This window comes from Streptomyces venezuelae (assembly GCF_008642335.1).
Lineage (GTDB): Bacteria > Actinomycetota > Actinomycetes > Streptomycetales > Streptomycetaceae > Streptomyces > Streptomyces venezuelae_F.
In genome coordinates this window covers 6,384,549-6,398,157 of record NZ_CP029191.1, presented here as the reverse complement: position 1 = coordinate 6,398,157, position 13,609 = coordinate 6,384,549, and the positions used below count along the sequence as shown (strand labels likewise).

The window sequence follows — 13,609 nt, the reverse complement described above, 5'->3', positions numbered from 1 at the left end:
GACCACGACACCGGGAGCCACGCATGCGGCCCCGACACCGAAGCCCACGCACATGACCCCCACACCGGGAGCCGCACGTGGCGCCCCGACGCGCGTAGCCCCGTGTGCCGCCCCGACACCGAAGCCCACGCGCATAACCCCGACACCGGGGGCCGTGCCCGCCGCTCCGGCGCCGAAGCCGACGCGCATGACCCCGACGCCGGAGGCCGCGCGTGCCGCCTCGACACCGAGAGCGACGCCCATAACCCCAACACCGGGAGCCACGCATGCGGCCCCGACACCGAAGCCCACGCACATCACCCCCACACCGGGAGCCACGCCCGCCGCCCCGACACCGAAGCCGACGCGCATCACCCCGACACCGGAGGCGGCGCATACGGCCCCGACACCGAAGCCGATGCCCATCACCCCAACGCCGGAGGCGGCGCATACGGCCCCGACACCGAAGCCGATGCCCATCACCCCGACACCGGAGGCGGCGCATGCGGTCCCGACGCCGGAGGTGACGCGCATCGCCCCGATACCGGGAGCCGTGCGTGGAGGCCCGACGCGTGTAGCCCCGGCTCTGGAGGCGGAAGCGGCGTTGAAGGCGTCGCGCGCCTTGTCGCGCGGGCGTGGACCGGGGCCGGGCGGGTGTGGCTCGCTCGTGGGGAGATCGAGGGCGCCGAGGCCGTGTTCGAGCGGGCGCACGCGCTGCGGCCATCGGCGGCGGGTCCGCTGCACTGGCTGGGCTGCGCGGCCGCGCACCGCGGCGACCTCGTGACGGCGGAGCGTCACCTCACCGCCTCCCTCGCCTGCGCGGTGCCGCACCGCCGCAGCCTCGTCCAGCGCGCCTACGTGCGTGTACGCGCGGGCCGCACGGACGCCGCCCTCGACGACCTGCGGGCCGCGGCGTCGGCCGGTTCACTGGACGACGACGCCCGCTGGGTGTTCGCCGCGCTCTCCGGCCGCTCCGCGCGCGAGGTGGCGCTGCGGCTGCGCCGGGCGGCCCTCACCGCGCTCACCCCTCTCGCCCCGCACGGGGGCTTCGTGGCGGGGGGCGACGTCGGCTGGCGGCGGGCCGGGGAGCTCGTGGACGCCGCGCGGGGGGTCGACCCGGGGCCTTGGCCCTCTTCCCAGGTGTACGCCGTGGCACTGGTGCGCGGTGGGCGCCGCGCGGCCGCCCTCGCGCTGTTGGACGATGCCGTCCGGAACGACCCCGCCGACCACCGGGTCACCCACGCTTTCGCGGTGGGGCTGCTCAACTCGGCCACGGAGCAGGGTGGTTCACAGTGGGAGGCGTGTGTCGCCGCGTGGGCCGCGCTGCTGCACGACGCCGCGTTCTGGACGCACGTCCTGACCTCCGCCTCCCGGCGGTACGGCGTCACCGTCGAGCCCTCCCTCGTGCCCGTCCTGCGCGCCGGGCTGCGTGAGGTGCTCGAACGGCACCTGCCCGACGACGCGGGCACCCGTGTCGCGCCCGGGCCCCTGCTCCAGCGCGAGGCCGACGCGGCGAAGCTGCTCGCGGCCGTCGGGGGGTTCCCGGCGGCGGAGGGTGCCGGAGCGCCGCTGTTCTGCGGGCCGCTGCGCATCGCCGAGCTCGGCAGGGCGGCGGAGTTCGGCGCGTTCGCGGCGGCGTGGGAACGGTCGTTCGCCGACGCGCGGGCCGCGCAGCATTCCACGTACACCGGAGCGACGGTCCCCGCCACCCCGGTCGCCCACACCTCCCTCACCTACGCCTTCTCCGAACTCGGCTTCGCCCAGCTCCTCCTGGGGCAGGACAAGCCGGCCGACGCCCTCGCCGCCCTCTCCGAACTGCGCTGCCCCGCCTGCCGGGCGCGCGGCGGGCCGGGCGCGGCGGCCGTGTGCGAACCGGCGTGCGGGCGCTTCGACGAGCTGAACCCCGGGTACGCCGGGGTTCCGGACAAACACCTCCGCCTCGCCCTCGACGCGCGCGGCCTCGCCCTGGAGGCACGGCTCAGCATGGGACGGACCGAACTGACGTCCGCGCGACCGGACTTCGGCGCGGCAGCCGCGTACTGGCGACGCGCGCTGGTGCACAGCAGGGAGATCGACCGCTACCGCGAGACGCAGACCGCCATCGTCGACATGGCGCTCGGCGCGGCGCGGGACGCGCACCGCGACGGGCGGCTGAGCCTCGCCGTGGCCACGCTCGACGCGACGCGTTCGGTGATCGGCGCGAACGAACGGGCGCGGCTGGAGGGCCAGTTGGCGCGCGTGCTCGCCGACCGCGGGATCTCCGTCGCCAACGACGAGGAGGAGCTGCTCGACCGGCCCGCCGCCGACCTGCGCCGCTCCGTGGCGTTCAACCCGCATCTGCTGCGCGCGCAGGTCAGCCTCGGCATCGTGCTGCGCGGGCTCGCCGCGGCCCGCTGGAGCTCCGGCAGCCTGTCGGGCGCGCGGGCCACCCTGCGCGAGGCCGTCGACCGGCTCACCGCCGCGCTCGTCCTCTTCCCGGACGACCCGGACCTCGAGGAGCTGCGGGAAGCCGCCGTCGCCGACCTCGACCACGTCATGTGGCAGCCCGACGAGAGCGAGCAGTGACGCCCGTGCTCGGTTACGAGGAACTGCGCATCCGGGTCCGCCGCGTCGGCGGGTCCCGCTACCTGGTGACGGCCGGCGGGCCCGCGTGCGCGGCCGAGGTGGTGGCGGTCGACGGGGAGCCCGAGGCGTTCCGGGAGCAGTGGGACCGGCTGATCGCGGCGGAGCTCGGGTACGCGTCGATGGGCGAGCAGCACACCGTGGCGCAGGTGCGGGCGCTGGGGCGGGGCGTCTTCCGGCTGCTGTTCGGGGACGTGGCGTCGGCGGAGGGCGAGCGCGCGGACGCGGACGGCTCCGGTGAGGACGTGGTCGGCGGGCGTGTGGGGGCGTGTGTCGACACCGCGCTCGACCGCGCGCAGGGGATGCGTCCCGCGCGGGGGCTGCGGCTCCGCTTCGACCTGCCGCCCGAGCTGCGCGACCTGCCCCTGGAGTCGTTGTGCGCGCCGGCCGGCAGCCCGCAGCAGTCGCTCGCCCTCAACCACGGCTATTCCCTGGTGCGTTCCCTCGCGGGCGGGCCCCTCGGGCAGCGGCTGCCCGAACCTGCGGACGAGCCGAGCGTGATCCGGCTCGTCGTGGTGTGCGCGTCGCCGCGCGGGCTTCAGCCGCTGCGGACGGCTCCGGAGGTCGCGGCGATCCGCAACGACCTGCCCGAAGTGGCCGTGCAGACAGTGGTGGTGGAGCGGGCGACGCGCGCGAGCCTGGAGGAGACGCTGGGCGTCCACTCCGAACTGCCCACGGCCGTCCTGGTGATCGCGCACGGAGCGTACGACCGGGAGATCGGCAAGGGTGTGGTGGCCCTGGAGACGGAGAGCGGGGACACCGACCGCGTGCCGGCGGACCTGCTCGCCGGGATCCTCCTGAAGGCGCAGCGACTCAGGTTCGTGGCCCTCAACCTCTGCGCCGGGGCCGACACGTCGCACCTGGAACCCTTCTCCGGGCTCGCGCAGGCACTGATCGGCGGGGGTGTGCCCGCGGTGGTGGCGATGCGGGGGCGGGTGAGCGACGTGTCGGCGGGCGCGTTCGGGCCCGAGCTGCTCAAGGGCATCGCGGCGAACAAGACCGTCGACGAGGCCGTGGCCGCGGCGCGGCTGCGGATCTCGCACCAGCCGGAGCACACGGCGGTGGAGTGGGCGACCCCCGCGCTGTTCCTGCACGAGGGGTGCAGGCAGGGCTGGCTGTTCAAGGCGCGCGAGGTCCGGGACGACGAGTTTGGGGCGGGTGGCGCGGCCGTCGCGGACCCGCTGCGCGAGGGCGAGGCCGCGCTGCGAACCTTCCAGAGCCCCGTCGGCCACGTCGGCTCCGCGGCGCTGATCGGCGCGGCGCGGTTCCAGCGCGACCTGGGGAACTGGACGCAGGTGCAGCGCATTCTGCGTACGCCGACGCAGAGTTACGCCGATGAGCGGCGCCGGATGCGGGCCGAGGCGGCGTTCGAGCTGGCCTGGCCCGAGCTGGAGAAGCTGTGCGCGCTGCTCGCCGGGGAGCGGGACGCGGCGGGGGCACAGGCGCAGCTCGACGTGGTGCGCGAGCTGCTGCCGGGGCCGTTGCCCGGGGCGCTCGCGGCGGAGGTCGCCGGGCTGCGGCGGCTCGTCTCGCTCGTCGAGGAGGCGCGGGCGGCGGAGGCGGGTGCGGACTGGGCGACGGCCATCGACCGCTACGAGGAGGTGCTCGCCGTCCGCCCCGGCGGGCTGCGGGACGTCGCGGAACGGCTCGCGGCTGCGCGCGACGAGCTGCATGTGGCGCGGGTGTGCGAGGCGGCGGAGCGGGCGCGGGCCGCGGACGACTGGGCCGCGGCCGCCGACGGCTACGCCGCGGTCCTCGCGCTCCGCCCCGGCCACGGCACGGCCCTCGCCCGGTCCGCGTACGTGACCGGCAGGGCCGCCGAGGCGCGGGAGGACTGGCCCGCGGCCGAGGCGGCGTACGCGGGGTGCGCGGGCCTCGACGACGCGGCGGCGCGGGCGGCGTACGCGCGGGGGCGCGCGGCGGCGGAGGACGGGGAGTGGGCGGCGGCGCGGGACGCCTTCGCGCAGGCCGGTCCCGACTGCCGTGCCTGGCAGGTGTACGGCGCGGCCCGTGCCGCGGACGCGGTGGGGGCGTGGGGCGCGGCGGCGGAGGCGTACGAGGCGGCGGGCGGCTTCCTGGACAGCGCGGTCCGCCTCCTCTTCGCGCGGGGCCGCGACGCGGCGGAGGCGGGCCGCCACGCCGAAGCGCTGACGGCTCTGTCCGCGGCGGCCGCGCAGGGCTGGGACACGGAACCGTGGCTGAGCGACCTGCGCCGCGGGCTGTACGAGGCGGCCCTGACGTCGACACAAGCCGCCGACTGGCCGGCGGCACTGGCCAACTTGTCCCCCCTCCCACCCGACTTCCGGGCGACACACCTGCTCAGACGCTACGCGGAGGGCCGCCTGGCGGCAGCGGCGGAGGACTGGGCGTCGGCGGCGGAGGCGTTCGGGGAGTGTGTGGGGGGTGGGAGCGGGGACGGCCGGGACGCCGGGCAGTACGGGGCAGGGGCCGGGGCCCGCTCAGGCGCGGACGTACCGGCCGGGGGCCGGACGCGGGGGTCCGTGGAGACGGAGGACCGGGCGGCCGGTGGGCCGGGGGGTGAACCCGAGGACGCCTGGGGCCTGGGCGCGCCCGCGGAGCCCCGACGACGAGCACCCGGCGACGCGCCGGCCCGCGCGGCCGGGACCGTTGTGCCGCGCAACGCACCCTCAGGCACGCCCCGCCGCCCGACCACGGACACGACCCCACACGTCCAGCAGCAGGCACCCTGCGCCGTGCCGAACCGGACAGCCGACGCCACTGAACCCCACGACACACCCACAGCCACCCCCCGCCCGACCACGGGCACGACCCCACAAGTTCCACAGCGGCCCCCCGGCGACGTGCCCGACCGCGCGGGCGGGGTCGTTGGGGCGGGCGGCGCGGCGGGTGGCGTGTTCGTCGGTGCGAGGTCGCCTCGGGATGTCATGGGTGATGTGCCCGGCGATGCCGGGGATCTCTGTGCGTATGCGCGGGCGCGGCTCTGTGAGGAGCGGGGGTTGTGGGAGGACGCGCTCGTGTTGTTCGGCGGGGTGGCGGGCGGGGGCGGCGACGTGGCCGATCGGGTGCTGTACTCGCGGGGGCGCGCCGCCGACACGCGGGGCGAGTGGGACGGCGTCATCGACGGGTTCGGCCGGCTGCCCGACGGCTACGCGGGCGGCGAGGTCGGCGTCCGGCGCCTCTACGCGCGCGCACGCGTCGCCGCCGATCGGCGCGGCGACTGGGCGGCGGTCCTCAGCCTCCTCACCGGCGTACCGGACGCGGCGCGCGAAGGCGCGGTCGGCGCGCTCCGCCGCAAGGCCGAGGGTCGGCGCGCGGAGGAGACCGGCGACTGGAGCGCGGCCGTCGCGACCTACGCCCGCGCGTTCCCGGGGGGCGCCCCTCCGACCGAGGCGATCACCGGCACCGTCGACGGCGATCCCGAGGCCGCCGCCCTCTACCACTACGCCCTCGCGCGCTCCCACGAGCAGCGTGAGCAGTGGCAGGACGCCGCCGACATCTACCGGCTGATCGGGGTCGAGGGCGAAGCGTGGGGCGACGTCAGTGTTCGGCGGTGCTATGTGCAGGCCCGGGTCGACGAGGGGTGCGCCGTCGAGGGCGAGGACTGGCGGCGTGTCGTCGAGGCGTACGAGGAATTGGAGCGGCAGGGCGTGTCCGGCGAGCTCGATGTCGCGGCGCGGGGGCGGTACGCGCGCGTGCGGGTCGCCGAGGCCGAAGGGGACTGGGCCTGCGTCGCCGCCGAGGCCGACGCGCTCGGGGCGCACCGCGACGCGCCCGCCGTCGCCGCGTACGCCCGCGGCCGCCTCGCCGACGCGCACCAGGAGTGGGAGCGCGCCGCCGACGCGTTCCGGCAGTGCACGGGCCACCGGGACGCCGACGCCCATCTCGCGTACGCGGAGGGCAGGCTGCTGGAGGCGGCGGGGAGGTGGAGCGCCGCTGTCGCCGCGTACGAGAAGGCGGGCGGCGTGCTCGACCGGGCCGACGTGCGGTGCCGCAGGCTGCGGCGGCTCATCGGGCTGCTCCCGTGGGCGGACGGGCTGACCGGCGCTCCGCTGGTCGCCGACCCCTTCGCCGTCCGGGACCAGGCCTTCCCCTATCTCGCCCTGCGTGACGCCGGCGTCGACCCCGGCGCCTCCATGGACGTCGTGAAGAACGCCTCGTACGCGCTCCTCGAACGCGGCACCATGTCCTGGCACGAGCGCGTCGCCCTGGAGCGGCTGCGGCTGCCGGGGCGGCGCCTCCAGCTGGACGCGCTGCTCTACCGCTTGCACTCCCCCGCCGCCCTGCGCGACGCCCTGTCCGCGCTCTCGCCGGACGAGGGCCCGGGGCTCCTGGACGCCCTGTGCGCGCGTTCCCCGCAGGACGCCCCGCTGCTGCTGCTCCTCGCGCGGGGCCGGGAGGCCGCCGCCGCGGAGTGGGAGCGGCGCCTGAAGGAGGCGCCCGGCGACATGGCGGTGGTGCACGGACTCGCCGTGGCCCGGCTGTGGCAGGCGCAGGAGCTGGAGCAGAGCGGCGCGTGGGAACACGCGGTGCACGCCTGGGAGTCGGCGCTCGCGTACTGGGCGACGCTGCTCAGCGACGACGAGTACTGGGACGGCTGGCGGGCCGAGCGCGCGGCCGCCTACGAACGCGACCTGACGCACGACGACATGGCGTCGCTGCGCTGGGAGCTCAGCCAGCATCTGTTCGGGCAGCTGTCGGCCTACGAACAGCGCCACACCGAGCAGGACCGCCCCCAACAGGCCGCCGGGTACCAGGCATTGGCCGCCCTGCTCGAATCCGAGCTGGGTGGCGCGCGCGTCCTGAAGGACGTGGGCGGGCTGCCGTCCGTGCCGGGCTCGGGCGGCACGCTCGCGTGCGGCCCGCGGTATCTGCGGCTGCTGTGTCTGCAGGAGCCGCTCGCCGAGCTCGCCGCCGCGCTCGACGCCGCGGCCCAGCAGGGCAAGGACCCGGGCGAGTACGCCGTACGGGAACTGCGCTGGGCCTTCTCGGAGTTGGCGCGGAGCTTCGCCCTCTCGGAGGTGCGGAAGTTCGAGGCCGCGGTGAGCGCGCTCCCCGCCTTTCCGACGCTGACCACCCTGCCGGACGACTGCGACGGACCCGCCGAGCAGCCCGCGCATACGCGGGGGTGCGTCCCCTGCCAGGACTTCCTGCGGCGCAATCCCGCGTACCTACGCCTCCCGAGACGGCACGCCCGGCTCCTCCAGGACGGCGTCGAGCTCGCCGTGCAGGTCCGTCTCGCGCTCGCCAGGACGGCCCTGACGCGCGGCGACGGCGGGCTCGACGAGGCCCTGGCCCACTGGGGCGAGCTGGTGAAGGTGTCCCGGAACGCCGGGATGCAGGCCCGCTCCAAGAAGGCCGTCATCCGTACCGTCCTCGGCCGCGTCGAGGCGCTCGCCGACGAGGAGGGCGTGCAGCTCGGCGGCTGTCTCGACGAGGCCGTCACGCTCGTCGAGTCCGTGATCACCGCGCTGCACCCGCTCGACCGTGAGCTGCTGAGCCAACTGAACGCGAAGCTCTCGGCGTTGCTGTCCATGCGCGGCGTGTGGCGCGGCTACACCCGCACCAAGCACGGCATGCGTTCCGACATGTACGGCGCCGAGACCGACCTGCGCAGGGCCCTGGCCCTCAACCCGGAGTCGAGCCACGCCCGCGACAACCTCGCCCGCGCCTTCGTGTTCACGCTCGACGAGCGGACGTACGAGGTGCCCGCACGCCTGAAGCTGCTCCACGACGCGCTCGGCCTCCTCGACGTGGGCCTGGGCCAGGCGCTGACGCACCGGTACCGCGAGACGCTCGCCGAGGCGCTCGACGAGATGGAGAAGCTGCTCACCCGGCACCTCGGCGTCGAGGGCATGGGCGACCTGATCCGCAGCGACGGCCGGGAGCCGCCGCCCGACGAGGCCGACCTCGCTTCCTGGGCCGAGGAGTTGACGCGCCGCGCGGAACGCGCGCTGCTCGACGGCGACATCCTGTGGGCGCTGCACCATCTGATCCGCGCCACCCGCGCGGAGCCCACCGACAGCCGGATCAGACAGGCCCTCCTCGACGCGGTGAACCGCTGGCTCGCCGAGCTCACGCCCGACGACAACGCCGAGAACACCGAGAACGCCGAGAACGCCGAGAACACCGAAGACGACCCAGACGATGAAGCAGGAGGCGGCGTCGCGTGATCAAGGACCCTTCCGCGAGTGGGACAGGACCCTCCGGCCTCTCCCCCTACGAGCTGCTCGCCCCGGCCGGGGTCACCCCCTGGACGTCCCACAAGGACATGCAGGACGTGTCCTTCGAGCTGCTGGCCCGGCATCTGATGACGCCGGTCACCCAGCAGGCCTGGGACGAGCTGCGCAGCGTACGCCGCAGGCTCCTCGTCGACCTGATGCTCTACGACGTCGACCTCGCCGCGGAACTCCCCGCGGCCGTCGAGGACATCGACCGCGCGCTCGCCGCCGAGCCGGAACCGGACGCGCCGCAGGACGGCACCGCGGTCCCCGCGGCCGGTCTCGTCGACCTGATCCGGTTCGATGTCTGACGCGGCCGCCCGGCTCGCCTACGAGCACGCCCGCGCCCTGGCCGCCCGCGACTCCGTCCACCGCGCGCTCACCGAGCGCCTGCTGCTGCGCTGCGCCGACGCCCTCGACTCCTTCGACCGGCTCCTCGCCGAGGGCGCGGCGAGCGACGTGGACACGTATCGCGGGAGTCTGGCGCTGATCGCCGGGCAGCTGGAGAGGGACCTCGCCGATGAGGGGCTCGAACGGGTCGGGCGCGTCGGCGAGCGGGCCGAGCCCGCCACGCACCACGTCGAGGCCGTCCGCGCCGCACCGCCCGGCGCGGCCGGCGACGAGGTCCTTGAGATCCTGCAGCGCGGGTATCGATACCGGGGGCAAGTGCTGCGCGCCGCCCGGGTGGTCGTCGCCGTCGACGGCGGCACGGAACAAGGGACGGTACGCGAATGAAGGCCATCGGCATCGACCTCGGCACCACGAACAGCGCGGTGGCCGCCCACGATCCGCACCGCGCGGACATCGCCGTGCTCACCAACAGCAAGGGCGAGCGGCTCACGCCGTCCGTCGTCGGGGTCGTGCGCCGCGACGGCAAGGACCAGCCGCTGGTCGGCGAGGACGCGCTGAACTGGGCGATCAGGCAGCCCAAGGAGACCATCGTCTCCGTGAAGCGCCTGATGGGGCGGGACTTCGCGGACGCGTCGGTGGTGCAGGCGCGCGACCGGATGAGCTACGAGATCGTGGCGGGGCCCGACGAGGACCCGCGCGCGCACGTGCTGCTCGGCGGCCGGGCCCGCACCCCGGCGGAGATCTCGAGCGTCATCCTCGACAAGCTGGTCAGGGACGCGTCGCGTGTCCTCGGCGAGCCCGTGACGCACGCTGTGATCACCGTGCCCGCGTACTTCAGGGACGCGCAGCGGGCCGCGACGCGCGAGGCCGCCGAGCAGGCGGGGCTCGTGGTCAAGAAGATCGTCGACGAGCCGACGGCGGCCGCCGTCGCCTTCGGCCTGCACAAGCCGGGCGGCGCCCGCAGCCGGGTCCTCGTCTACGACCTGGGCGGCGGCACCTTCGACATCTCGATCCTCAACGCCGTGAAGGACCAGGAGGGCAGAAGCCAGTTCCAGGTCCTGCGGTCGGCGGGCGACATCTGGCTGGGCGGCGACGACTTCGACCTGGCGATCGTGGAGCGGATCATCGGGTGGATGCGCGAGCAGCACCACGTGGACCCGGCCGGCGACAAGGCGTTCCTGTTCCAGGCGAAGAAGGCCGCCGAGCGCGCCAAGCGCGAGCTGAACGACCTGCCCGAGACGTACATCGTGATCCCGGCCGCGTACCGCAGCGAGAACGGCGTCCTCGACGTCGAGATGAAGCTGACGCGCGGCGAGTTCCAGGGGATGATCGCGCCGCTGGTGGCCAGGACCATGAACCTCGTCCAGGAGTCCCTGGCCCGCTACGAACTCTCCACCGACGACATCTCCGACGTGCTGTTGGTGGGCGGCGGCACCCTCACCCGGCCGGTGTACGAGGCCGTCGAGGCGTTCTTCGGCGCCGACAAGGTCCGCAGGAACATCAACCCGATGGAGTGCGTGGCGTTCGGCGCGGGGGTGCTCGCCGAGACGCTGCGCGGTGTGGAGTGCTCGGACGCGGAGTGCGCGAAGGTCAACGAGTACGGGGCGGACTCCTGCACGGAGTGCGGCCGCAGTCTCGCCGACGGGCGCTCCAAGGGCGACACGGGGCTGTACGAGTCGACGCCGATGGCGATGGGCATCGCGGCGATCAAGGGCAGCCAGCGGGACGTGTTCGTCGAGATCATCGAGGCGGGCTCGCCCTACCCGCTCTCCGAGCCGCGCCAGCGCACCTTCCACACCACCGACAGCCGCCGCATCCGCGTGCCGGTCTACGAGGGCGACAGCAAGGTCGCGAGCGAGAACCACGAACAGGGCGTCGTCGAGTTCGAGCTGCCGCAGGAGATCGAGATCAACCGCCAGGTCGACGTCTCCTTCAACTACTCCGCGGACCGCATCATCACGGTGAAGATCTCCGTGCGTGGCACGGACATGGTCCTGGAGGCGACCCCCAACCGGGAGAAGCCGCGCACGCCGCCGCCCGAGCCCGTCGAGGTCCTCGACAGCGCCTCGCTGCGCGAGCAGTTGGGCTACGCCGAGCGGGAGGCCGACCACTTCCTGAAGCGGTACGGGCCCTACATCGAGCCCGTGCAGGCGATGAAGGTGCGCCGCGACATCGAGCAGGCGCAGCGGGCGGCCGCGATGGGCGACAGCGGCGAGTACAAGCGGCTCACCGAACTGCTGCTCGACGACATGTACCGGCAGTGCGGCCTCGCGAGCCAGTTCCGGCAGGCCGAGCTGGCCTCTGAGGGCGCGCCGCCGGAGACGGTCCGGCGGATCAACGAAGCGGTCGAGTACGTGAAGCAGGCGCACCGGCAGGGCAACAGCATCGGCACCGCCCAGCAGGCGCGCAACCTCGTGAACCTGGTGGCGGTCGCCCAGTCCGAGCGGGCCGTGCCGACGCTCCCCGACCGGCCCGACTACGAGGGCATCCTCCGCTTCGCGGAAGAGACGGCGGGCGGATGACACAGGCAGGGCCCGCGCGGGGGGCTCCGGTCCCCGTCAGCCTCGGCATCGACTTCGGCGCCACGGGCATCCGTGCGCTCTACGCGCCGCCGGACGGGCCGGGCCGGCGCCTCGACGCGGAGTGGGGCGACGGGCCGTGGCTGCTGTGCGAGCAGGCGGAGACCGGCGAGCTCCCGGTGACGTTCCCGAGCCTCAAGAGCCGGGTGGGCAGCGGGCGTCCGGTGCATCTCGGGGGCAAACCGGTCGACGCGGACCGGGTCGTCGTACGCCTCCTGCGGTCGGTGCGGGAACGCGTCGAGGCGGCGACGCGGGGGCGGGTGGCGCAGACGGTGATCAGCGTGCCCGCGCGCTTCGGGTCCGCCCAGCGGGCGGCGCTGCGGGACGCGGCGCGGGAGGCGGGCCTCGACCCGACGCGGCTCGTCAGCGACTCGATGGCCGCGGTCATCGGTCATATGACGGAGCGGGACAGCGGCACGTGCCTGGTCTACGGCATGGGGTACGAGGGGTTCGAGATCGGCCTGGTCCGCAGCGTCCGCGGGCACTTCAGGTCGCTCGGCTACGAGGGCGGGGCGACGTCGGGCGGGCGGGCGTTCGACACGGCGACGCTGTCGTCGGCGGTCCGGCTGCTGCGCAGGCACCGCGGCGCGGGCTCGGTGCACGGGATCGACGCGGCGGTGTGGCAGGGCCTGCGCGCGCGGGGGCAGGAGGCGCGCGAGGCGCTCGGGGCGCCGGACGGCCCCGAGGCGGCGGTCCTCGATCTCGAACTGGGGGCCGGGCCCGCGCTCTGGGTGCGGATCGCGCGGCCCGACCTGGACGCGTTCCTGGAGGGACATGTGCGGCGCACGCTCGACCGGGCGCGGGCGCTGCTCGACCAGTCGGGCATGACCCCCGCGGACGTCGACACGCTGCTGCTCGTCGGCGGCAACACCCGGATGGAGCAAGTGCGTTCGCGCGTCACGGCGCTGGGCGGCGGGCGGTGCGTGCAGGCGCCGCCGGAGCTCCTCGCGCTCGGCGCGCTCAAGCACGCGGTGCGCCTCGCGGGCGGCGCGGCATCCTCGGGCCCCGCGGCCCTGGAGGAGGGCCCGCTGGAACCGGCGGCCACGGCCCACGACACCCTCTCCGACGCGCCTCCGCTCACGGCGACGCTGGTGGGCGCGGAGGAACAGGGGGGCGGGATCTCGCGGGACTGGTCACGGGACGTTTCACGGGACGTGGAGGGGGCGCGGCGGCTCGTACGGGAGGGGCGGGAGGCGGAGGCGGCGGCGGTGCTGCGGGGGGTGATCGCGGAGGCGCAGGCGCTGTTGGACGGCTTGGAGCGGAGGGGGGCTGAGCCGCGCTCACTGCCTCCGGCCGAGGCCGCGGCTCCGGGTCCGGGTCCGGGTCCGGGTCCGGGTCAACGGTCGTCGTCGTCCCCGCCTCCCCCCACGGCGGGTCCGACCCCCGCCCCCGTGCTCGACTACACCTCACGGCGGCAGATCGCCCGGGCGCGGGCCCTGCTGTCGCTCGGCCGGTACGACCACGCCGTGCAGGCCTCCCACATCGCCTGGCAGGACGCGGCGACCCGGCCCGCGGGGGCCGACATGCTGGACGCGATGATCGACGTGCACTGCGCGGCCGCGATGGCGGACATGTCGCCCGAGCACTTCGCCGACGCGGAGCAGTGGCTCAACTGTGCGTACAACCATGATCCGACGAACGTACGGGTACGCGGGCTGCTCGCCGAGCGCACGTTCCGGCACGCCGTCGAGCTGGACCGGCGCGGGGAGCGGGATGAGGCGATTGAGGCCCTGGGGAAGTGCCTCACGTGGGACCCTGAACACGCCGAGGCGGATGCGCTGTTGCGGCGATTGAACCGCGACGGAAGGAACCGGCGCGGCAGGGGGGACGTCCTCGGACAGAGGTCACTCGAACCGCCCCCGTGAAGCATCCCGCGAG

General features: G+C 75.2%; 6 protein-coding genes. All 6 read left to right on the top strand.

The genetic code is table 11. The annotated features are described in order from the left end of the window. Positions 1 to 633: 633 nt before the first annotated feature. The 6 genes from DEJ49_RS28760 to DEJ49_RS28735 are packed head-to-tail and all read left to right on the top strand — an operon-like array spanning position 634 to position 13,596. The gene (locus DEJ49_RS28760; RefSeq protein WP_150186792.1) at positions 634 to 2,544 is read left to right on the top strand and encodes a hypothetical protein; all 1,911 of its coding nucleotides are present in this window, start codon (positions 634 to 636) and stop codon (positions 2,542 to 2,544) included. Positions 2,545 to 2,549: 5 nt separating this feature from the next. Further along, positions 2,550 to 8,753, top strand: coding sequence for a CHAT domain-containing protein (locus tag DEJ49_RS28755; protein ID WP_190329472.1), 6,204 nt, complete (start codon positions 2,550 to 2,552; stop codon positions 8,751 to 8,753). Further along, a complete protein-coding gene (locus tag DEJ49_RS28750) occupies positions 8,750 to 9,112 on the top strand; it encodes a hypothetical protein (protein WP_150186790.1) in 363 nt (120 codons plus the stop codon). The genes DEJ49_RS28755 and DEJ49_RS28750 overlap by 4 nt, the downstream gene beginning before the upstream one ends. Then, complete coding sequence (locus DEJ49_RS28745) at positions 9,105 to 9,536, top strand: nucleotide exchange factor GrpE (protein WP_150186789.1); 432 nt, start codon at positions 9,105 to 9,107, stop codon at positions 9,534 to 9,536. Before DEJ49_RS28750 ends, DEJ49_RS28745 begins: the two co-directional genes overlap by 8 nt. Beyond that, positions 9,533 to 11,674, top strand: coding sequence for an Hsp70 family protein (locus DEJ49_RS28740; protein ID WP_150186788.1), 2,142 nt, complete (start codon positions 9,533 to 9,535; stop codon positions 11,672 to 11,674). The genes DEJ49_RS28745 and DEJ49_RS28740 overlap by 4 nt, the downstream gene beginning before the upstream one ends. Continuing rightward, entirely contained in the window at positions 11,671 to 13,596 is a 1,926-nt protein-coding gene (locus tag DEJ49_RS28735) for an Hsp70 family protein (protein WP_150186787.1), read from the top strand. The genes DEJ49_RS28740 and DEJ49_RS28735 overlap by 4 nt, the downstream gene beginning before the upstream one ends. Positions 13,597 to 13,609 lie beyond the last annotated feature (13 nt).